Annotated in this window: 21 protein-coding genes; 6 read left to right on the top strand and 15 right to left on the bottom strand. The window is 69.0% G+C overall.

Features of this window, described 5'->3' with window-relative positions:
* Nucleotides 1–238: 238 nt before the first annotated feature.
* From NGM10_RS12135 to NGM10_RS12175, 9 genes are all read right to left on the bottom strand, one after another.
* Entirely contained in the window at nucleotides 239–1,315 is a 1,077-nt protein-coding gene (locus NGM10_RS12135; RefSeq protein WP_253479121.1) for a deoxyhypusine synthase, read from the bottom strand.
* An 80-nt stretch (nucleotides 1,316–1,395) separates the two neighbouring features.
* Nucleotides 1,396–2,127, bottom strand: coding sequence for a bacteriorhodopsin (locus tag NGM10_RS12140; protein ID WP_253479123.1), 732 nt, complete (start codon nucleotides 2,125–2,127; stop codon nucleotides 1,396–1,398).
* Entirely contained in the window at nucleotides 2,124–4,448 is a 2,325-nt protein-coding gene (locus NGM10_RS12145) for a methyl-accepting chemotaxis protein (RefSeq protein WP_253479125.1), read from the bottom strand. Before NGM10_RS12145 ends, NGM10_RS12140 begins: the two co-directional genes overlap by 4 nt.
* Nucleotides 4,449–4,847: 399 nt before the next feature.
* Nucleotides 4,848–5,288 carry a hypothetical protein gene (locus NGM10_RS12150; protein ID WP_253479127.1) on the bottom strand — a complete coding sequence of 147 codons (441 nt, stop codon included), beginning with the start codon at nucleotides 5,286–5,288 and terminating at the stop codon, nucleotides 4,848–4,850.
* Nucleotides 5,289–5,456: 168 nt separating this feature from the next.
* On the bottom strand, nucleotides 5,457–6,224 hold the full coding sequence (locus NGM10_RS12155) for a Nif3-like dinuclear metal center hexameric protein (protein WP_253479129.1): 768 nt from the start codon (nucleotides 6,222–6,224) through the stop codon (nucleotides 5,457–5,459).
* A gap of 158 nt (nucleotides 6,225–6,382) precedes the next feature.
* Nucleotides 6,383–7,045, bottom strand: a complete 663-nt coding sequence (locus NGM10_RS12160; protein ID WP_253479131.1) for a glycosyltransferase family 2 protein — start codon at nucleotides 7,043–7,045, stop codon at nucleotides 6,383–6,385.
* 220 nt (nucleotides 7,046–7,265) lie between these two features.
* Nucleotides 7,266–7,850: a YqaA family protein gene (locus NGM10_RS12165; protein WP_253479133.1), complete on the bottom strand. Its 585-nt coding sequence runs from the start codon at nucleotides 7,848–7,850 to the stop codon at nucleotides 7,266–7,268.
* 43 nt (nucleotides 7,851–7,893) lie between these two features.
* A complete protein-coding gene (locus tag NGM10_RS12170; protein WP_253479135.1) occupies nucleotides 7,894–8,322 on the bottom strand; it encodes a GtrA family protein in 429 nt (142 codons plus the stop codon).
* A complete protein-coding gene (locus tag NGM10_RS12175) occupies nucleotides 8,323–9,753 on the bottom strand; it encodes a sulfatase (RefSeq protein WP_253479137.1) in 1,431 nt (476 codons plus the stop codon).
* Nucleotides 9,754–10,191: 438 nt separating this feature from the next.
* Between NGM10_RS12175 and NGM10_RS12180 the strand changes: the two genes are divergently transcribed.
* The 3 genes from NGM10_RS12180 (at nucleotide 10,192) to NGM10_RS12190 (ending at nucleotide 13,968) form a co-directional block, all read left to right on the top strand.
* Nucleotides 10,192–11,574: an FAD-dependent oxidoreductase gene (locus NGM10_RS12180; RefSeq protein WP_253479139.1), complete on the top strand. Its 1,383-nt coding sequence runs from the start codon at nucleotides 10,192–10,194 to the stop codon at nucleotides 11,572–11,574.
* 54 nt (nucleotides 11,575–11,628) lie between these two features.
* Entirely contained in the window at nucleotides 11,629–12,174 is a 546-nt protein-coding gene (gene hpt, locus NGM10_RS12185; RefSeq protein ID WP_253479141.1) for a hypoxanthine/guanine phosphoribosyltransferase, read from the top strand.
* Nucleotides 12,175–12,585: 411 nt separating this feature from the next.
* Nucleotides 12,586–13,968 (top strand): uracil-xanthine permease family protein, encoded by a 1,383-nt coding sequence (locus NGM10_RS12190; protein ID WP_253479143.1) that lies wholly within the window; start codon nucleotides 12,586–12,588, stop codon nucleotides 13,966–13,968.
* 30 nt (nucleotides 13,969–13,998) lie between these two features.
* Here the strand turns inward: NGM10_RS12190 and NGM10_RS12195 are convergent, their stop codons facing one another.
* Nucleotides 13,999–14,160, bottom strand: a complete 162-nt coding sequence (locus tag NGM10_RS12195; protein ID WP_253479145.1) for a hypothetical protein — start codon at nucleotides 14,158–14,160, stop codon at nucleotides 13,999–14,001.
* Nucleotides 14,161–14,343: 183 nt separating this feature from the next.
* Between NGM10_RS12195 and NGM10_RS12200 the strand changes: the two genes are divergently transcribed.
* Nucleotides 14,344–15,549 (top strand): sialidase family protein, encoded by a 1,206-nt coding sequence (locus NGM10_RS12200; protein WP_253479147.1) that lies wholly within the window; start codon nucleotides 14,344–14,346, stop codon nucleotides 15,547–15,549.
* Between the two features lie 454 nt (nucleotides 15,550–16,003).
* Nucleotides 16,004–16,177 carry a PIN domain-containing protein gene (locus NGM10_RS12205; protein WP_253479149.1) on the top strand — a complete coding sequence of 58 codons (174 nt, stop codon included), beginning with the start codon at nucleotides 16,004–16,006 and terminating at the stop codon, nucleotides 16,175–16,177.
* On the opposite strand, the gene NGM10_RS12210 is transcribed toward NGM10_RS12205, so the two are convergent.
* The 5 genes from NGM10_RS12210 to NGM10_RS12230 all read right to left on the bottom strand — a co-directional run bounded on the left by NGM10_RS12210 (nucleotide 16,174) and on the right by NGM10_RS12230 (nucleotide 19,299).
* Nucleotides 16,174–16,563 carry a pyridoxamine 5'-phosphate oxidase family protein gene (locus tag NGM10_RS12210; protein WP_253479151.1) on the bottom strand — a complete coding sequence of 130 codons (390 nt, stop codon included), beginning with the start codon at nucleotides 16,561–16,563 and terminating at the stop codon, nucleotides 16,174–16,176. The genes NGM10_RS12205 and NGM10_RS12210 overlap by 4 nt on opposite strands.
* Nucleotides 16,564–16,778: 215 nt before the next feature.
* The gene (locus tag NGM10_RS12215; RefSeq protein WP_253479153.1) at nucleotides 16,779–17,432 is read right to left on the bottom strand and encodes a PKD domain-containing protein; all 654 of its coding nucleotides are present in this window, start codon (nucleotides 17,430–17,432) and stop codon (nucleotides 16,779–16,781) included.
* A 66-nt stretch (nucleotides 17,433–17,498) separates the two neighbouring features.
* On the bottom strand, nucleotides 17,499–17,909 hold the full coding sequence (msrB, locus tag NGM10_RS12220; RefSeq protein WP_253479155.1) for a peptide-methionine (R)-S-oxide reductase MsrB: 411 nt from the start codon (nucleotides 17,907–17,909) through the stop codon (nucleotides 17,499–17,501).
* A gap of 74 nt (nucleotides 17,910–17,983) precedes the next feature.
* A complete protein-coding gene (locus NGM10_RS12225) occupies nucleotides 17,984–18,403 on the bottom strand; it encodes a pyridoxamine 5'-phosphate oxidase family protein (protein WP_253479158.1) in 420 nt (139 codons plus the stop codon).
* 44 nt (nucleotides 18,404–18,447) lie between these two features.
* Nucleotides 18,448–19,299, bottom strand: a complete 852-nt coding sequence (locus tag NGM10_RS12230) for a ZIP family metal transporter (RefSeq protein WP_253479160.1) — start codon at nucleotides 19,297–19,299, stop codon at nucleotides 18,448–18,450.
* Nucleotides 19,300–19,440: 141 nt separating this feature from the next.
* On the opposite strand from NGM10_RS12230, the gene NGM10_RS12235 reads away from it, so the two are divergent.
* On the top strand, nucleotides 19,441–19,587 hold the full coding sequence (locus NGM10_RS12235; protein ID WP_253479162.1) for a hypothetical protein: 147 nt from the start codon (nucleotides 19,441–19,443) through the stop codon (nucleotides 19,585–19,587).
* Nucleotides 19,588–19,630: the final 43 nt, after the last annotated feature.

Genomic DNA, 19,630 nt, shown 5'->3' on the forward strand with positions numbered 1-19,630 from the left:
TGAACTGCGAACACTAGAATCGTGAATATCGGGTAGAAAGCCCCGGCGCGCTCGCGGTCGCTGGCGCGACATCTCCGGGCCTCTCGGCACCGCCCGGCCCGGAGAGGGGTCGCGCAGGCGACCACGCAAGCGCGAGCGCGCCGCCCCTTTCAGTCCCACCCCGTGGCTTGCGTCACCGGCCGATTTCTGGCGGCTGTCCCGCTAAGCGACGCTGTCCGACAGCTCCCGGCTCGACACGTTATTGGATTCGCTCGCGCGCGGCCGCGACCACCAGCGGCAGGGTGATGGTCGCGTCGGCGTAGACGCTGGCGTTCCGGGCGGCCTTCTCCAGCTTGCCCCACGAGCGCGCCTCGTCGAGGGTCGCGCCCGAGAGGCCGCCGGTCTGGGGCGGGTCCATCGTGAGCTGGACCGCGTAGTCGTAGGCCTCGGGCGCGACGAGCATCGTCTGGAGGACGTAGTTCTTCGGGACGCCCCCGCCGACCACCATCGCGCCCGACTTCTCGGCGTGGAAGGCGCGGTCGGTGATGTCGGTCATGTCGGCCAGCGCGTCGAGCGAGAACTCCGAGGTCTGGGAGTACATCCACGCCTGCAGGCCCAGCACCGAGTCCTGAATCGCCGGGCAGTAGATGGGCACGTCGTTCTCGTATGCCGCCGCCGCGACGCCCGCGCCCTCCTCGATGCCCTCGCGGTCGTTGACCTCGCTGTTGGCGCGACCGAGTTCCTCGGTGAACCGCTGGATGCTGACCGTCCCCTCCGACTCGACCGCTGGGAACACCTCCGACCGGAGGTGGTCCTCGAACAGCGCGAAGTGTTCCTGCGGGAGGTAGACGTTGTAGATGCGGTCGACGCCCTCGTCGCGCAACTGCTCGTCGTGTTCGCGCTCGGTCTTGCCCTCGGCGTGGACCAAGCCGTGTTCACGCGAGTCGCGCGAGTGTGAGCAGGAAGGGCTCGCCCTTCCGTGATGGTGCTTGCCGCCGATGGCCTCGATGGCGTCGTGAGTGAGGTTCGCGCCGGTCGTCACCAGCACGTCGATGTGGCCGTCCCGAATCAGGTCGGCGACGAGTCGGCGCATCCCGGTCGGCACCATCGCGCCCGCGAGTCCGAAGAAGTTGGTCACGTCCTCGCGCCCGAGCATCTCGGCGTAGATGTCGACCGCCTCGTGGAGGTCGGCCGCCCCGATGCCCGCCGCCCCGTACTCGGAGACGAGGTCGCCGACGGTCATGCCCGCCCGCGCCTCGGCGTGAGCGATGGGGTCGTGGTGGAACTCCTCGCGGTGTGGGTCGTGAGCGTCGTCTGACTCGTGGTCGTCGGTCATGTAGGGTGCTGGTCGGTCCAGACGCTTGAACGGCGCGATTACGGATTCCCGGGAGGAGAGGACCGACAGTTGTCAGCGCGTCAGTCGGCCGCAGGCGCGCGCTCGTCGCTCGCGCCTGCGGGGTCGGCCAGTGCCGCCCCGGTCCGGAGTTGGTCGAGCGCGTCGGCCCCGTTGACGGCCATGAAGACGAACCCGACCTTACTGATGAGGTCGAGGTAGGTGACGACCATCACCTCGGTTCCCGTCTGCAGCAGGCCGACCCCGAGCGGGCCGAGAATCCAGACCACGGGGTAGATGGTCCAGAGGACGACCGTCAGGTTCCGTAGCTTCTGGAACACCGCGCTCACGCGGTCGCCGTGGAGATTCGCCTGCCGAGGCAGCACGGTCAACAGCAGATACAGCAGGCCGACGTATGCCACGCAGCCGACCAGATACGCGACGTAGCTGTAGGGCTCGGCGAGCAGGCCCGCGACGACGCCCGCCCCGATGACCAGCACGTCGACGCCGACCAGCGCGGCGTACACCTTCCGTTCGGGGCGACAGAGCATCCCCAGATACAGCACCAGCAACGGCGTCGTCACCATCCAGTCGAGATACCGCGGCAGGAACAGCGAGCCGTCGCCGACGGTCACTTTCCCGAGGTCGAACGCCATCGCGAGGTACGCCACCGCGGCGAATCCGGTTACCGCCGCCAGCACCGCGTAGTGGCGCGAGTACCGGGGCTCCGTGAGGAGTCGCCACAGCGGGTAGGCGGTTCCGACCGCCATCCCGAGCGTCCCGAGCCAGAACCAGACCGGGATGAGGTCCATCATCGGTCGCTCACCTCCGCGCTCTCGAAGTCGGTGTCGTCCAACGGCCCGGCCCCGCGAGTCACGCGGAAGTCATCGAGCAGGCGCGACAGTTCGGCCGCGCGCTCCGCGAGATCGTCGGCGTCGTCCCGGACCTCCGTCAGCGTCTCGGTCTGGGCGTCGGCCGCCTCCGAGACCGACTCGGCCTGACTCGTCGTCTCCTCGCTGATGGATGCGACGTCGTCGACCATCTGGACGACCGCGGTCGAGGACTCGGCCTGGTCCTCGGTCGCTTCCTGTATCTCTTGGATTCGGGCGTCGGTCTCCTCGACGTACGCCGCGATCTCCTCCAGCGCATCGATTGCGCCCTCGACCGTCTCGACTCCGGCGCTGATGCGGTCGCTGGTCTCGGACATGCCCTCGACGGACTGGCCGGTCTTCTCCTGGACGGCCTCGATGCGCCCCTCGATTTCGGCCGCCGACTCCTTGGTCTCCTCCGCGAGGTTCTTCACCTCGTCGGCGACGACGGCGAAGCCGTCGCCCTCGGCGTCGGTACGGGCGGCCTCGATGGAGGCGTTGAGCGCGAGCATGTTCGTCTGCTCGGCGATCTCGGTGATGACCTCGACGATGTCGCCGATGGCCTCCATCTCGTCGTCGAGTTCCTCGATTTCGGCGGCGGTCCGCTCGGTCGCGGCCTCGACCGCGTCCATCTCCGAGAGGGCCTCCTCGGCGGCGTCCTTACCGAGTTCGCCCGCGGCCGCCGCCTGCTGGGAGGTCGCGGCCACGTCGTCGACGGTGGCGGCGACCTCTTCGGCGCTGGCCGAGAGGGTGTTCATCTCGCTGGCGACCTCGCCGAGTTGGTCGGTCTGGCGGCCCGCGCCCTCCGAGATTTCGCCCATCGAATCGCTGACCTCCTCGCCGGTCGCCATCACCTGTTCTGCGCTCTCCTCGACGTCCACGACGGCGTTCGAGACGTGGGAGGCGAACCGCTTGACGTTCGCCACCGTGCGCTCGATGTCGTCGAGCATGTCGTTGAGCGACTCGCCGATGGCGACCATCGCCTCGCTGCGGCTCTCGGGGTCGACCCGGACGCCGAGGTCGCCGTCGGCCGCGGCGTTCATCACCTCCTCGTAGTGGTTCGCCTTCGTTTCGAGGTGGACCGAGAGCTCCTCGGCGACTTCCCGGCGGTCCTCGGCGGCTTCCCGGGCGGCTTCGGCCTCGGCTTTGGCCTCCTCGGCCGACTCGCGGGCCCGCTCGGCTTCGGCGATCTGGTCGCGGAGGGAGTCGCGCATCCGGGCGAACGAGTCGTACAGCGACCCGAACTCGTCGGTCCGCGCGGTATCGAGTTCGACTCCGAGGTCGCCGCCCGCCATCTCGTCGGCCTTCTCCGAGAGCTGGCGAAGCGAGATGACCGTGTTGCTCCCGATGGTCACGCCGACCAGCGCGAGGCTTACCACGGCCAGCAGGATGATGCCGAGGATGTTCGAGGTCACCGCCGCCCCCAGCGCGTAGGCCTCGTCTGCGGGGGCGCGGACGACGACGACCCAGTCGGTCGACTCCATCGGCGCGAATGCCATCAACGTCCCGTCGTTCATCTCCATGAAGCCGGCTTCACCCGCGATACCTCGCTCTACCGCGGGACTGTCGCTCCCGCCCTCGTGGCTGGTCAGGAGCTTCTCGTCGTCCGGGTGCGCGAGAAATCTCCCCTCCGAGTCGAGGACCACCGTGTGTCCGCCGCTTTCACCCTCGGTGAGCGAGTCGGTGTACTCCTCGATGTTCACCATGTAGATAACCCGCTCGTCCGGCCGGTCGGGGATCGGCGCGATGACCGCGACGACCGGGAAGTCGGCGACCGGAACCTCGAACGGGTCGGAGACGTGAACGTCGTTCCGTCCGTCGAACGTCGGCGGGTCGGTCGCGAACGGCGCGCCCTGCTCGTCGGGTTCGACGCCGACCATCTCGTCACTCGAACTCGTCACGATCTCCTTCGTGTCGGCGTCGTAGTAGTGGACAGCCACGACGCCGTCAGGGACGTTCTCGCCTTCGACCAATTCCCGGAGGTGCGACCGAATACGCTCGGTGTCACCGCTCTGGAAGACCGGATGGTTTGCACTACGTTTCGTCTGGGTCTGCACGCTCGACAGCCACGTATCGATGCTCTCGGCTCGGGACTCCGAGAGCGTCGTGAGTTCCTCCTCCACGTCGGCCTCCAGCTGGTCGGCCGTCTGAGCCTGCACGAGCGCCCCCACTGCGACGATCAGCGCGACGACCGAGATCAGCGCGAGCGCCAACTTGAGCGCGTAGCTCTGCCGGATTCGTTTCACAAAGTCCCATCTGTGTACCATCTAGTGCTCTCTCCTACGGATATGTACTTAGACACGATAAGTTTTGGTCGCCGTATCAACGCTGATAATCTGACCTCATCGCTCGTCGGGTCGAGTCGCGCAGAATCGGTGGTGCCAACTACCGCATGGGCCCGCGTGGCGGCGGTCGGACGCCAGCGGCGGTTCAATTAGCCGCAACCGCGAGGCTCGGCTGTCGGGGCCGGTTGGCCGCGGCCCGTGTCCGTCGAGAACCGTCGCGTGACCGATGGCTTCGGCAACCGCGTGGGTTGTTGAAACCCGCCGGACACGTCATTCAAGTTGAACGGAGGGGTTTTAATAGTACCTATTCCTGCGAGCGAAAACGCGATACTCCCGGGGGGTCGCGCGGAGCGAACTGGCGTTCGCTCCGCGCGACTCGCGTCACCCGCGCTCGGGGCGGAATCGCACCCGATGCAGGGCGTCGCCGTCGCAGGCCGGGGCCGCCCCGCCGCACCGCTCGACCCCCGCGAAACGGTAGGTCCCCGGTCGGATGGCCCCGGTCCGGTCGTCGGTCGGGGTCACCCAGACGGTCGGGTCGGTACCGTGGAGGTCGACGTAGATGTCCTCGCGCCCGCCCGAGCAGTCGGGCGCGAGCCCGGTCGCCCGGATGACCTCGCAGTCGCCGTCGCAGCGCGGTTCGACGGTGAACGTCTCGCCTTCGGTCGGGTCCGACCCGCAGACGAACCCCTCGAACTCCTCGCTCTGGGTCTCGCTGGTGCGAGCGCTCGCGCTCGCACCAGCGAGACCGATTCCGGCCAGTCCCGTGGCTCCCCTGAGGACGCTCCGCCGCGAAACTCGCGCGTCGTCTTCGTTGCCCACCATCCGGCCGAACCACGGGACGGTCGTTCTTAGTTCTTGTTTGCGGGAGGCGATAGGTCCGAAGCGAGTCGATGGCCTCGGAGCCACCACCCGCTCGGACCGCCGGTCGCTCGCGGCCGAGGGCCGCGAGCGACCGGCGGAAACCGGGGGTCGGCGGTCACGCGACCGGACTCACAGCCCGGTGGGCGCGTCGATGAACGTCGTCTCCAGTCCCCACTCGTCGGCGAGCGCCTGCAACGATTGCACGCCGAAGGTCTCGGTCGCGTAGTGGCCCGCGAGGAACACCGTGAGCCCCTCCTCGCGAGCGACGTGGTAGGCCTTCCCCTTTCCCTCCCCGGTTATCAGGGCGTCGACGCCCGTCTCGGCCGCCTCGTCGAGCCAGTCGACGCCGCTGCCGGTGACGACCGCCACGTCCTCGATCTCCTCGGGGCCGAAGTCGAGGACCCGGACGCCCTGCCCGAAGTGGTCGAGTTCGGATTCGAGGGTCGCGCGCAGGCGGTCGGTCGCGACGGGGTCGGGCGCGCGGCCGCGCTGGCCGACGTGTTCCGGGCCCAACTCGGCGAACGGTTCGCGGTCCTCCAGCCCCAGCAGGTCGGCGATTCCCGCCGCGTTCCCGAGTTCGGGGTGGGCGTCGAGCGGGAGGTGGGAGACGTACAGCGCCACGTCGTTCTCGACGAGGGGCGCGATGCGGCCGTACTCCCGGCCGGTGACGCGCTCGATGCCGCCCCACGAGACGCCGTGGTGGACCACCAGCACGTCGGCGTCGCGGTCGGCCGCGACTTCGGCGGTCTGCTCGGCGGCGTCGACCGCGAACGCCGCGGTCTCGACCTCGCTGTGGTCGGGACCGACCTGCAGGCCGTTCGCGCTGGCGTCCACGTCGGCGAAGTCGCTCGTCCGGAGTCTGTCGTCGTACCGCGCGGTGAGTTCGGCGAGGTCCATGTCCCGGCGTTGGTCGGGCGGTGGCTTGTATCTGTATCTCTCGGTCGGGTGCGCGCGGCCGCGCGCACCCGACCGAGCGCGCCGGGTCGGCCGACGCGTTCGGGGCCAGTCGACGCGTTCGAGCCAGCCGACGCGTCCGGGGCCAGCCGACGCGCCGGTCAGTACTCCGCCCGAATCCGTCGCCAGTCGAGACGCAGGTAGTGGTACAGCGTTCCCGTCAGTCCCGACCGCGCGATTCGGCGCGCGGAGGTCTCGACGAGCGCCTCGGGATGGTAGCCCGTCGGCTCCTCGCGGGCGAGTCGCCGACTGAACGCGGTGTCCTCGTTGGGCACGTCCGGGAACCCGCCGACCCGGAAGTAGGCGTCCCGGGCCACGACGCAGTTGAACCCCGGCAGGACGGGGCGGGCGAGTCGCGGGAAGACGTGGTTGATGGTGGCCTCCATCACCCTCGCCCGCGCGGGACCCCGCATGCGACACCGCGAGGATGCCGCCGCGAGCCCCTCCGAGCGCGCGAAGTCGAGCATCGAGTCGAGGTAGTCGGGCCGGACCGCGGTGTCGGCGTCCACGAACGCCAGCCACTCCCCGCGGGAGCGCTCGGCCCCGCGGTGGCGCGCGTCGCCGATGCCGGTTCCGGACTGTTCGACGACCGCGGCGTCGTACTGCCGTGCGACCTCGGCGGTCGCGTCGTCGCTGTCGCCGTCCACGACGAGGAGTTCGTACGGGCGGTCGCTCCGCTGGGCGCGGATGCTGTCGAGCGTCTCGGGCAGGTAGGCGGCTTCGTCCCTCGCGGGAACGACGAAGCTCGCGACTGGACGGGTCATCGGTCGGGGGTGATGGTCGACCGCGACGGTTCGACCGCGAGGAGTAAGGGTCTTTCCGCCCGAGCGAGTAGGTCGAGGTGGCCGATGACGAGGCGCGTGCTCCGAACTGGTCTCGGCAGCCAGTCGTGACGAGCCCTATGAGTGCCGAGGCCGGAAATCCGACCGCGGATTTCCGAACGCAAGCGTTGCCGACCCTATTCCGAACGCAAGCGTCGCCGACTCAGAACACCGCGAAGAGACCACCGAAGAACCCGACCGTGACGACGAGCCGACCCAGACTCCCGAGGAACGTCGCCACGGCGAACCGCGTGTAGTTCTTCTCCAGCACGGCGAACGCGTAGATCGAGATGGTGTCGGGGAAGAACGGGACCGACAGCGCGATGGCGAGGCCGCCGTAGCCGTACTGCTGGGCGAGCTGGACCGAGCGGGCCTCCGACCACTCCAGCACGTTCCACCGGGACCGGCGCAACCACCGGGTCACTGGCCCGGAGTGCTTGACCTCCTGACCGATGTGGAACGCGAACAGGCTTCCGACGGCCTTTCCGACCGCGCTGACGAGCATGATGGCCCCGAGGTTCCCCCATTGGGGCAGGCCCAAATCGACCGGCGCGACCAGCACGACCTCGCTGGGTCCGGGGAGCACGAACGCGATGAGAAACGAGTACACGAAGATGACGCCCATGCCGGGCCAGCCGGTCGCCGAGGCGACGATTCGCTCGACGAAGTCGCCACCGGAGACCACGAGCGGTTCGACGGCCAGCGACGCGAACTGTGCTATCGGAATCGAGTGTACTTCGGGAATCATGTGTCCCTCCAGCGTCTCGTCGGAATCGGGCGTACTCCCCCGGTCATGTGTGCCCCCACGTCCATCGTGCGTCGAGGACGTACCTGTAGATTCCGCTGATGACGATTGCGACCGCGTTGGCGAGCAGGTACGGGACGTGTCGCCACTCCACGAGCACGAACAGCACCCCGAGCTGTATCGGAATCGCGGTGCCGCGGACCACGTTCGTCTTGAGCAGTCCGGCCAGATACTCGAGCCCGCCGGTCCGGCGGGACTCGCGGAAGGTCCAGGCGTTGTTCAGGACGTACGACAGCACGATGGTTATCTCGATGGCGAAGAACGCGCCGACGAGGTAGTTCAGACCCGCCACGTCGACGAACAGCCACAGCAGGACCATCTGGACCCCCGCCGTGAAGATTCCGACGGTGACGAACCGCCGGAGTTGCGTGGCGATCGGCCCGTCGACGAGGTTCCGGAGGAATGCTCGGACCATCTATCGGTAACCGAGGGCTTCCAGGCGAGCTTCGAGCCCGGCGTCGATGTCGTCGTCGTCCGTCGCACTCTCCGTCCGGTCGCGCAACGCGGCGGCGTGGCCCTCGGCGAGCCGACCGAAGCGCTCGATTACGCGCCGTTGCTCGGCGGTCGGGTCGGTCGAGAGGTCCTCCTGCTGGTCCGGGTCGGAGGGCCGGTAGTACAGCTCCGTCGAGCCCTCGTCGACGTTCTCGATGTAGGTCCAGTCCCGGTCGCGGACGCTCACCAGCAGGTCGCCGTCCGAGAGCGACCGGGGGATGGGCTGGGCGGTCACCTCCTCGCCGCGGACGGCCACCGAGACCACCGGTTCGTCGACCGGCGGTTCGTCGCCGAGGACGCTCGGCACGAGCGTCTCGCCCCGCCAGTCCGGCGCGGGGTCGACGTCCAGCAGGTCGGTCACCGTCGGCGGAATCGCGTCCAGCCCCACCTGCCGTTCGACCCGGCCGCCCGAGTCTCCGGGGACGTCGACGACCAGCGGGACCCGGATCAGCTCGTCGTACAGCTTCGGGTAGTGGGCGAGGTGGCCGTGTTCCTGGAACTCCTCGCCGTGGTCGCCCGCGAGGACGACGGCGGTCTCGTCGGCGACGCCGTTGGCCGACAGTGTGTCTAGGAGCCGACCGATGCTCGCGTCGACCTGCCGGACCGCCGCCTGATAGAGCGTCCGGAGGTCGGCGAGCGTCCGCTCGCCGACCTCCAGCCCCAGTCCGGTCCGGGTGTGTGCGTGGAGCATCCGGTGGGTCCCGAGCAGGTTCGAGGACACCTCCCGGATGTAGCGAGGCGCGGGGACGTACGGCGTGTGGGTGTCCATGTAGTGGACCCACAGGAAGAACGGCGAGTCCCGGTCCTCGATGAACGACCTCGCGGCGTGCTCGACGTCGAACATCCTGGAGGTGTCGAGAAACGGCCGGTCGTCGGTGTTCCCGCGGAGCTTCGAGCCGAGGCGTCGAATCGGAGCGGTCGCCAGTTGTATCCACGCCTCGACGGTGGGATGGGTCGCGAGATAGCGACTGTAGATGCTCGACCCGACGCTGGCGACGAACGGCTCGAACTCGTCGAACCCGTCGTCGTACCCCCAGTGGGAGGTGAGAAAGCCGTTCGCGGCGTTGAATCCGCCGGTCGAGACGCCGGTCTCCGACAGCGCCGTCGGGAGCGTCGTCGACTCGTCGACGCCGATTCGCCCCGTATCCGCGAACACGGGGCGCGAGGCGAGGATCGACGGGAACGAGAACGGCGTCCAGTTGCCGGTCGCGAACGCGTGGTCGAACACGGTACCGCGGTCGGCGAGGGAGTCAATCACCGGCGTGTGGCGCTCGGGCGCGTACGGACCGATTGCGTCGGCCCGGAGCGAATCGACCGTGATGAGGACGACGTTCGAGGTGTCGGTGGTGTCCATGCGAGTCGGTAGTGCCTCCGTTCTCCTCGGCTCGCCTCCGGCCTCCCCGCAGTGGGTCGGGCCCTCGGCCGGTCTCCGGGGGGAGCGGTTCCGAGGGGCTCTCGATTGGTCCGGTTCAGCCGAGAGAGCGCCGCAATATTAACTGAGCGGTTAGTTACCTACTTCATCGTTTCGATTTCTTGGAGGGTCGGGCGTCCGTCGTGACGTTTCGAGTCGAGGGCCGGTCTGAAGTGTCGGTCAGCGCGGTCCCATCCCTCCGCTCTCGGGTGAGACGACGCCAACGCCGAGAGCCCCGTCAGAATCGGGCTGGCGGCCCGAAGCGTCGTCGAGCGCGCACGCGTCGATTCGAAGTTCGTCGATCGACGAAAACCGAGCGCGAAAAACTATGAGTTATCCGTCCGGGGTCCAGTAGTCGAAACGTACGACACCTTCCAAAACATGTCCGGAAAGTACGACCTCGTCATCGTCGGCGGCGGAATCAGCGGCGCATCGCTCCTGTACACCACCGCGAAGTTCTCCGACATCGACTCCATCGCGCTGGTCGAGAAGGAGCCGGAGATCGCGGCGATAAACACCGACCACACGAACAACTCCCAGACGCTCCACTTCGGAGACATCGAGACCAACTACACGCTCGAAAAGGCCGAGGAGGTAAAGGAGGGCGCGGAGCTCCTCGCGGGGTATCTGGAGAACCACGACCCCGACCGGGAGATGCACGACCGGCGGAGCAAGATGGTCCTCGGCGTCGGCGACGAGGAGGTGGAAAAGCTCGAACGCCGCTACGAGGACGAGGGGTTCGGCGACCTCTTCCCGAAGCTGCGGGCCATCGGGCGCGAGGAGATCGCCGAGTACGAACCGAAGGTCGTGGAGGGCCGCGACCCGTCCACGGAGATGCTCGCGCTCCAGACGCCCGACGGCTACGTCGTCGACTACGGCCAGACCGCGAAGTCGATGGTCGAGCGCGCCGACGAGGAGGACCACGTCGACGTGTTCACCGGCACCGAAGTCCGGGACATCACGCCCACGCTCGACGGCTACACCATCGAGACGACGGAGGGTCGGTTCGACTGCGACGCGACCGTGGTCGCCGCGGGTTCCCACAGCCTCCAGATGGCCAAGGAACTCGGCTACGGGCAGGACAAGGTCCTGCTCCCGGTCGCCGGGAGCTTCTTCCTCGCCGAGGACTTCCTCAACGGGAAGGTCTACACCCTCCAGATGAAGAAACTGCCCTTCGCAGCGGTCCACGGCGACGCCGACGTTCACGACCCCTCCATCACGCGGTTCGGGCCGACCGCGAAGCTCGTGCCCGCGCTCGAACGCGGCCGCATCTCGACCGTCCGGGACTTCCTCGACGTGTTCGGGCTGAACGCCGCGGCGTTCCTGAGCTACGCCAACATCCTCGCCGACCGCATCCTCCTGCCGTACGTGCTCCGGAACCTCGTCTACGACCTGCCCAACGTCGGGCCCAAGCAGTTCCTCCCGCACGTCCAGAAGGTCGTCCCGACCGCGACCCTCGACGACATCGAGCGCGCAAAGGGCTACGGCGGGGTCCGGCCCCAGATCGTCGACACGAGCGCGAAGTCCCTCGACATGGGCGAGGCCAAGATCGTCGGCGACGACATCATCTTCAACATCACGCCGTCGCCGGGCGCGTCGACCTGCCTCAAGAACGCGATGCGAGACGCCGAGAAGGTCGTCGAGTTCCTCGACGGCGACTACGAGTTCGACGAGGCCGCTTTCCGCGCCGAGACCATCGACAACTTCCCGCACGAAGAGGACGAAGAAGAGGGAGAGTCGACCCCGCCCCAGCCCGCGCAGTAGTCGCGCTCGGACCGAGAACGAACCGCTTTTCCTCCGTTTGCCCCAACGGACGCCATGGAGCGACTCCACGACTCGTTACACGAGGCCCCGATAATCGACAAGGACGGCTACCAGTACCTCGTCCACCCCATCAGCAACGGCGTGCCGATGCTCGAACCCGAACTCCTCCGGGAGGTCGTGGTCGAGATCATCCGCGCGGCCGACCTCGACGTCGACAAGATCGTCGCGCCCGAGGCGATGGGCATCCACATCGCCACCGCGCTCTCGCTCCAGACCGACGTTCCGCTCGTGGTCATCCGCAAGCGCGAGTACGGACTGGAGGGCGAGGTCGCGCTCCACCAGACCACCGGCTACTCCGAATCCGAGATGTACATCAACGACATCGAGGAGGGCGACCGCGTGCTCATCGTCGACGACCTGCTCAGCACGGGCGGGACGCTCGCGGCCATCACGGGCGCGCTCGACGACATCGGTGCCGAAATCGCCGACATCGTGGTCGTCATCCGGAAGGTCGGTGGGTCGGCGCTCGACGACACGGAGTACGAGGCGACGAGTCTGGTGGACGTCTCGGTCGAGGACTTCGAAGTCACGATTCACTAGGTCGTCCGTCGGTCGTTTCGGTCTGTTTTTCGAGAACTGCTGGAGAGAGGGCCGAGAATATCTCCTCGAAAGCCCCGGCCCGCTCGCGGTCGCTCCGACGGATATTCTCGCGCTTTCCGCGCCGTCGGACCGCAGGTCCGACGGGCCTTCGCTCGCTCCGCTCGCGAAGACACCGCCCGCGCGAGAATAGGGCCGCCGGAGACGACTGAAGTGAACGCGAGCGCGCCGCCCCTTTCATTCCCGCCCGGTGGTCTGTGTCACCGGCCGTTTCCGTGATTCGTGTCACCGAGCTACGCGTTCACTCCGGCCATTTCGGCACACGAATATGCATATTTCATACCGATAAAGGTCAAATATGGGCTCGAACGCGAAACTATTATCTGCCGGGGGTCTCTCGGTGGGTCGTATAGAATGACGACCGACACGGACGGGGAGATAGACCTCGAGTACGAACTCGACGACCGGCCGCCGTGGCCCAAGTCGCTCCTGCTGGGGCTCCAGCACGTCGCGGTCATGATAGTCCCGGCGACCGCGGTGGCGTACATCGTCGCGGGCGACGTGGGTCTGGGCGCGGCCGACACCGCCTACATCGTCCAGATGGTCCTGCTGTTCTCCGGGCTGGCGACCGTGGTACAGGCCTACGCCGTCGGCCCGGTCGGGGCGAAGCTCCCCATCGTGATGGGAACGAGCTTCACCTTCGTGGGGGCCGCGTCGTCCATCGGCATGAGTCACGGCTTGGGAGCCGTCTTCGGCGCGATACTCGTCACCGGCTTCGCGGTCGAGGGACTCATCGGCTGGCAGTTCAAGCGCATCAAGCCGTTCTTCCCGCCGCTGGTCACCGGACTGGTCGTCATCATCATCGGCCTCTACCTCGTGCCGGTCGCGATGGACTACTCGGCTGGCGGGGTCGGCGCGAGCGACTACGGCGCGGCCCACAACGTCGGGCTCGCCGCGCTCGTGCTGTTCGTCGCTGTCGCGCTCAACCTCTTCACCGGCGGGGTCGCCCGGCTCCTCAGCACGCTCGTCGGCCTCGCGGTCGGCTACGTCGTCGCGCTCCCGCTGGGTCTCGTCGACTTCTCGGCGGTCGGGCAGGCGGCGTGGGTCGCGTTCCCGACGCCCGGCGGGTTCGGCTTCGAGTTCCGGCCCGTCGCCATCGTCACCTTCGCGTTCCTCTTTCTGGTCTCGGCGATGGAGACCGTCGGCGACATGTCGGGCATCACCGCCGCCGAGGGCCGCAACCCCGACGCCGAGGAGCTCCGGGGCGGGCTGTTCACCGACGGCCTCCTCAGCTCGCTCGGCGCGGCGTTCGCGGCGTTCCCGGTCACGTCGTTCTCCCAGAACGCGGGCATCGTCAACTTCACGGGCGTGATGAGCCGCCACGTCGTCGGCGTCGCCGGGGCCATCCTCGCGGTGCTGGGCCTCAGCCCGAAGGTCGGCGCGGCGGTCGCCACCATCCCGAGCGCCGTCTTCGGCGGCGCGGTCCTGCTGATGGCCGGGATGGTCGCCGCCAGCGGCGCGCGCCTCGTGTTCCTCCACGTCGACCTCGACCGCCGGAACATGGTCATCCTCGCGACCTCCCTCGGCCTCGGCCTCGGGGTCGCCACCCGCCCGGACGCCATCGGCGGACTCCCCTCGGCCGCCGAGACCTTCTTCGGCCAGCCGGTCGTCGTGACGGCGCTCACCGCGCTCGTCCTCAACACGTTCACGCCCGGCGACCAGAGCCCGCTGTTCGACGCGCCGCCGGGCGAGGCGGCAGACGACTCGCAGGGCGCGCCAGCCCCGACCGACGACTGACCGGGGCTCGGCCCTCCCTCGCTTCCTGCGTTAGCGCCGGAGCGTGACGTTCGTGCTCCCGCACTCGGGGCAACTGGTCATCCGTCCCAGCGACGGCGATTCGACGAACTCCCAGTCGTCGCCGCCCGTCGCGGCCTCGTACCCGCAACTCACGCAGTGGGATTGTGGCTGGCGCGATGGCTCGTGAGACATGTGCGAACGTACAGCAAGGAACGGGAAAGGTGTTGTTGCGACGCGGGTCGGCGGCCGCGGCGCGGCCGCCGACCGCTCGCGATTCGCGTTTTCGACCGCCACCGATTTTCCGACCCGCGGTCGGTTCCGAACCCCGCCCGTTCGCCCGAAAGCCATGAGCGTCCGGAGACCAAACCTCCGACGATGGCACGGGGGGTTCGCTCGGCCGGGTTCGTCGCCTACTACCGTCGGTACACCAAGACGTGGGTCCACGCGCTCGCGACCGCGATGCTCACCATCTTCGGCATCCTCACCTTCGTCCACCCGGGGTTCGCCGCGGTCGCGGTCGCGTCCTACGTCCTCCCGCCGGTCCTGCTCTACGCCGCCGGGCGCGACCCGACTCCGGCAGGAGTCGGGTCGCGCGGGACGGCGACCGACGAACCGGGAATCGGCGACTCCGACCCCGACCCCGGAGCGACTACCGACCCCGAACCGGGCCGCGACGGCGAGGGCGACTCCGCCGACCGCGGGGACCGACCCGCCCGGTGGACCGCGGTCGAGACCCCGACCGACGCCGACCTCTTCGACGCGGTCCTCGCCGACGACCGCGCCTTCGCGGTGGGCGACGACGGCGTCGTCCTCACGGCCTCCGGCGAGGGCTGGCGCGTCGTCCTCGAAGACGGGCCGGGCGCGAACGAGGAGGCGCTCTGGGGCGCTGACGCCACCGACGACGGCCGGGCGGTCTGGGCCGCGGGCGACGGCGGCGCGCTCGCCCGCCTCGACGCCGAGACCGGCCGCCACGTCGACCACTCCGCGCCGCGCGGCATCACCGACAACTGGACCGACGTGGCGGTCGGCGGGGAGGGCGGCGACGAGGCCGTCCTGCTCGCCAACGGTTCGGGCGAGGTCCTCCGGGGTCGCTACCGCGAGGGCGAAGTCGCGTGGGACGCCCCGACGAAGCCCGGAAGCGGGTCGAGCATCGCCGCAGTCGCGCTCGAAGGCGGGGCGGGATTCGTCTGCGACACCAACGACGACGTGTTCGAGACGACCGACGGCGGCGAGAGCTTCCGCCGAATCGGCATCGACGACGTGGACGGCACCCTGACCGACCTCGCGGTGACCGACTCGGGCGACCCGGCCGCGAGCGGGGACGACGGCGTCGTCTATCGGTCGGACGCGGGCAACTGGACGCCGGTCCGGGTCGACGACGACGCGATTCTGGCGCTGGCCTTCCGGGACGGACGGGGGGTCGCGTGCGGCGACGAGGGAGTCGTCTACGAGTCGGCGGGCGGGGCCACCGACTGGGAACGAATCGCGACGCCCGCGACCGGAACCCTGCGGGGAATCGCAATCGGCGCGCAACGGGCGGTCGCGGTGGGCGACGACGGCCTCGCGGTCGAGCGCGGGTAGCGATTCCGGTCCCGGTTCGACGACGCCCCGCCGAGCTATCCGGCAGCAGAGTTTTCAGCCCGCGGCCGTTCTTGGAGGGCATGCCGGTCACTCCGAACGTGCTGGAGCGGTTCGTCCTCTTTCGACTCAACAGGGGACCAGCCCCCATGCTCGACCTGTTCGGCGCGGGGAGTTTCGAGGCGGTCGCAATCGCGCTCGACGTGGGGCTGTTCGATGCGCTCGCCGAGCGAGCGCGCTTCGGCCGAACTCGCCGAGCGACTCGACGCCGACCCGACCGGTCTCGACGCGGGCGGCGGCCACGGTCCACTCCTACGAGGAGGTCGCCGAGTGGCTCGGCGCTGCGAGCTTCGAGGACGTGAGCCGGACCCCGATTCGGCGGGCCGGACCCGGCAACACCCTCGTCGAGGCGACCAAGGCGGCGCACGCGAGGTGAGTCGGGCTACGCCTCGTCGCCGTGTTCGCGCTCGCTTCCGTCGGCCTGGCGGAGGACTGGAGCGCCACAGGCGACAGCGGAATCGACGAGGTGGACCCGACGGTCGCGGCGGTCGCGGACGTGTTCGGTGAGCCGGTCGTGACCGACAACGTCGGCGACTTCGAGGCGCTCGGTGTCGATATCGAGGGCTACTAATACGTCTGGTAGTGGGCCGACCCCACCGCCACCCGGACCAGCACGTTCTCGGGGTACTCCTCTGCCGGAGCGCCGTACTTGGGGTTGATGCGCGCGGCGGCCTCCCGCCGGGCCTCCTCGTCCTCGACCACGGTCGCGGTGCCCCGCAGGCTCACCATCCACTCGGCGCGCCCGCGGTCGTCCTTCTGGACCGACACCGCGACCCGGGGGTTCTCCCGGACGTTCGCCAGCTTCCGGCCGGTCGTGAGCACCTCCAGCACGCCGTCGTGGTAGTGGTACCACACCGGCGCGACGTGCGGGCGGCCCTCGGCGCACGTCGCGAAGTGGGCCATGAGGGGTTCGCTCGTGAGCAGTTCCTCGGCCTCGGTCGGAACCGGGTTCGCCATGGCGGACGGACGGCCGACCGGGCCAAAACGGTTTCCGCCGGGTCAGGCCACCAGCCAGACCGACGGCGCGACGACGCGGAGTCTCCGAGGACCACCGCGACGATGAAGTCTCTGGTGGTCATCCCGCCGACGAACTCGCCGACTCGCACCCGGAGTGTAGATGACGTCGGCGACCGCGCCGCGCCTCAGCGCGGCGCGGTCGTCCGAAGACCGAGCTACCGGTCCTCGACGCGGTCGTTCGCGGTCCCGACGAGGGGTACGCCGTCGGCGGCCCGCCCGGCAAGACGCATCTTCGCGCCGCGCTCGGTCATGCCGGTCTCGGTCGCGGGGAACCACGCACGGAGACCGTCGCTGCGGGCCTCGGTCCGGACCGGCGTCGCGCCGCCGCCCATCGCTACCGCGGCGGGCGACCCGAGGCGCAGGGACGCGCCCGCGCTCGGGCCGAAGCCATCGGCGCGAACGTCGACCGGAAGGAGAACGTCGCCATCTCGTCGCTCGAACTCGTGGAGTTCGAGCGCGACCTCGCGGTAGACGGTCACCGACCGCCGGACCGAGTCGACGCCCTCCTCGCCGGTGACGGTCAGCGTCACCTCCTTCCTGCCGCCGGAGTCGTAGGTGTGAGCGACCCGCTCGCCCTCGGCGGTGTCACCGTCGCCGAGCGACCACTCACAGCGGCGGCCCGACTCGCGAGACGGTGCCGCCGCGACGAAGGAGACGGCGTCACCGGCCACCGGGACGGACGGCGCGTACTCGAATCCCACGACGGGCGACTCGATTCCGTCGGCCGACGGCGGGCCGGTCTCGCGGCGTTCGTGTGTCGTTCGTATCGCTGTCGTTCGGCCAGCGCGTCCCTCGGAGTGTTCGGCCATAGGATTCCAATGAAATGCCAGTAAAATAAAACAATCGGTCCCGTTACAGAACGGTCCTCTCTCGCCCTACTCGTCGTCGAAGTCGAGCGCGGCCGAGTTGATGCAGTAGCGCTTGCCGGTCGGCTGCGGGCCGTCGTCGAAGACGTGGCCGAGGTGACCGCCGCAGTTCGCGCAGACGACTTCGGTCCGGACCATGCCGTGACTCCGGTCCTCCAGGGTCTCGATGCGGTCGTCGTCGGTGTCGTAGAAGCTCGGCCACCCGCACCCGGCGTCGAACTTGGTGTCCGAGTCGAACAGCTCCGCGCCGCATCCCGCACAGACGTAGGTGCCGTCGTCGGTGCGGTCGACGTGCTCGCCCGAGAACGGGCGCTCGGTTCCCCGCTCGCGGAGGACGCGGTACTCCTCGTCGGAGAGTCGCTCGCGCCACTCGGTCTCGGTTTCTGGGAGGTCGTCGGCCTCGCCGGTCTCCTGGCTCATGGGAGTGACTTGGGGCGCGGGGCGGTTAGGGCTTGCGCGAGAGCGGGCGACCGCGCGGTCGCCCGCTCTCGCAGTCACTCGGCCCGCCGTCCCGTCACCTCGTCCATCTCCAGTTCGTACACGACTGCCTCCATCTCGTCTATCTCCTCGCCGAAGACACGGATGTCGGGGAAGCGCTCGTCGACCCGCGTCTCGTCGAACCCCTCGCGCTCGCGTAGCGGCCCTCGGACTATCACGCTCCACGAGGGCGTTTCGGCGTCGTAGAGGACGAACGTCGCCGTCCCGGTCGTTTCGAGGTGCTCGATCTTCGCGCTCTCGTCGCGCGAATCGAGTCGGACGAGCAGCGACTCGCCGTCGTAGTCGTACGCGACCGGAACCGCGTAGGCGTCCCCTGCGTCGGCGAGCGCGAGGACGCCGACTCGCCGCGTGCGGAGCAGTTCGTTCAGTTCCCCTTCGCCCATCCCGAACGTGTTGACGTATTCGACGTGCTTCACGGTTGGTCCCCCGACCGAAGGACGACCCCGACCGACATAACCGCTCACCCCAGCGTGACGTCCAGATACAGCATCACCGCCACGCCGAGCATCGTCCCCATCGTCGCGATGCGCTCGTGGCCGCGGGCGTGGGTCTCGGGCACGATCTCGTCGCTGATGACGAACAGCATCCCGCCCGCGGCGAACCCCATCGCGTAGGGGAGCAGGGGCGCGGCGACCCCGACCGCCACCGCGCCGAACACCGCCACCGGGATCTCGACGAGTCCGGCCCGGACGCCCGCGAGGGTGGCGTAGAACAGCGACCCGAACCCGGCGTTGACCGCGGCGACCGACACCGCCAGCCCCTCGGGTACGTTCTGGATACCGATTGCGAGCATGAGCGACAGGGCGTTGCCGAGGTTCTCCCCGGAGCCGAACGCGACCCCGACTGCGAGCCCCTCGGGCACGTTGTGGAGCGTGATGGCGACGATGAACAGCAGGACCGAGGCGGTCCGGGCGTCGTCGGGGTCGACGCGCTCGCGGCCGGTCGCGGCGTCCTCCTCGATGCGGGCGTCGCCGTCGGCCCGCGCGGCGTTCCGGCCGGTGATGACGACGTGGACGTGGGGCACCCACTGGTCGGCCCGGTCGAGGACGACGACGCCGAGCCCGAACCCCGCGAGGACCGGCCAGATGCCGCCCGCCTCGATGCCGGGGAGGATGAGGCTGGTGAAGCTCGCCGACAGCATGATTCCGGCGGCGAACCCGAGCGCGGCGTCGAGCGACTTCTCGGAGGGGTTCGGCCAGACGAGGACCAGCATCGCGCCGAGCGTGTTCATCGCCGCGATGACGATGCCGCCCGCGAGCCCCTGCATCACGGGGTCGGTCCCGACCAGTTCGACGAACAGCCGCGTCACCATCCGCTGGTCGCCCTCCCGTCGACGGCGCTGGCGCGAGGCCCCGTCACGGTCGGTTCGTCGGCCGACCGGGACAAAAAGCCTCGGCCCGCTCTCGACCGGTCGGCCGGGGAATTGAAACCCTCACGACGCGAACGACGTGGCATGCGGGTGTGTGACATCTGCGAGGCGCGCAAGTCCGAGGGCACCCGACTGGTCGCGCGCACTTGCCGGGACGTGTGGGTGTGTCATGGGTGCATGATGCGCGCGGTCACGACCAAGGCCGACGAGCTCACGTACCGCGAGTGGTGAGTCGAGCGCTCGCGGTGGCACCGCCCATCATATATTTTGACAT

This window comes from Halorussus salilacus, from assembly GCF_024138125.1.
GTDB classification, from domain to species: Archaea; Halobacteriota; Halobacteria; order Halobacteriales; family Haladaptataceae; genus Halorussus; species Halorussus salilacus.

Bases quoted from the DNA above. Each gene is read 5' to 3' on its own strand.
- NGM10_RS12200 (WP_253479147.1), top strand. From the start codon at position 14,344: ATGGCACGGGGGGTTCGCTCGGCCGGGTTCGTCGCCTACTACCGTCGG.
- hpt (WP_253479141.1), top strand. From the start codon at position 11,629: ATGGAGCGACTCCACGACTCGTTACACGAGGCCCCGATAATCGACAAG.
- NGM10_RS12175 (WP_253479137.1), bottom strand. From the start codon at position 9,753: ATGGACACCACCGACACCTCGAACGTCGTCCTCATCACGGTCGATTCG.
- NGM10_RS12190 (WP_253479143.1), top strand. From the start codon at position 12,586: ATGACGACCGACACGGACGGGGAGATAGACCTCGAGTACGAACTCGAC.
- NGM10_RS12150 (WP_253479127.1), bottom strand. From the start codon at position 5,288: ATGGTGGGCAACGAAGACGACGCGCGAGTTTCGCGGCGGAGCGTCCTC.
- NGM10_RS12160 (WP_253479131.1), bottom strand. From the start codon at position 7,045: ATGACCCGTCCAGTCGCGAGCTTCGTCGTTCCCGCGAGGGACGAAGCC.
- NGM10_RS12215 (WP_253479153.1), bottom strand. From the start codon at position 17,432: ATGGCCGAACACTCCGAGGGACGCGCTGGCCGAACGACAGCGATACGA.
- NGM10_RS12230 (WP_253479160.1), bottom strand. From the start codon at position 19,299: ATGGTGACGCGGCTGTTCGTCGAACTGGTCGGGACCGACCCCGTGATG.
- NGM10_RS12135 (WP_253479121.1), bottom strand. From the start codon at position 1,315: ATGACCGACGACCACGAGTCAGACGACGCTCACGACCCACACCGCGAG.
- NGM10_RS12180 (WP_253479139.1), top strand. From the start codon at position 10,192: ATGTCCGGAAAGTACGACCTCGTCATCGTCGGCGGCGGAATCAGCGGC.
- NGM10_RS12170 (WP_253479135.1), bottom strand. From the start codon at position 8,322: ATGGTCCGAGCATTCCTCCGGAACCTCGTCGACGGGCCGATCGCCACG.
- NGM10_RS12145 (WP_253479125.1), bottom strand. From the start codon at position 4,448: ATGGTACACAGATGGGACTTTGTGAAACGAATCCGGCAGAGCTACGCG.
- NGM10_RS12195 (WP_253479145.1), bottom strand. From the start codon at position 14,160: ATGTCTCACGAGCCATCGCGCCAGCCACAATCCCACTGCGTGAGTTGC.
- msrB (WP_253479155.1), bottom strand. From the start codon at position 17,909: ATGAGCCAGGAGACCGGCGAGGCCGACGACCTCCCAGAAACCGAGACC.
- NGM10_RS12140 (WP_253479123.1), bottom strand. From the start codon at position 2,127: ATGATGGACCTCATCCCGGTCTGGTTCTGGCTCGGGACGCTCGGGATG.
- NGM10_RS12155 (WP_253479129.1), bottom strand. From the start codon at position 6,224: ATGGACCTCGCCGAACTCACCGCGCGGTACGACGACAGACTCCGGACG.
- NGM10_RS12210 (WP_253479151.1), bottom strand. From the start codon at position 16,563: ATGGCGAACCCGGTTCCGACCGAGGCCGAGGAACTGCTCACGAGCGAA.
- NGM10_RS12165 (WP_253479133.1), bottom strand. From the start codon at position 7,850: ATGATTCCCGAAGTACACTCGATTCCGATAGCACAGTTCGCGTCGCTG.
- NGM10_RS12235 (WP_253479162.1), top strand. From the start codon at position 19,441: ATGCGGGTGTGTGACATCTGCGAGGCGCGCAAGTCCGAGGGCACCCGA.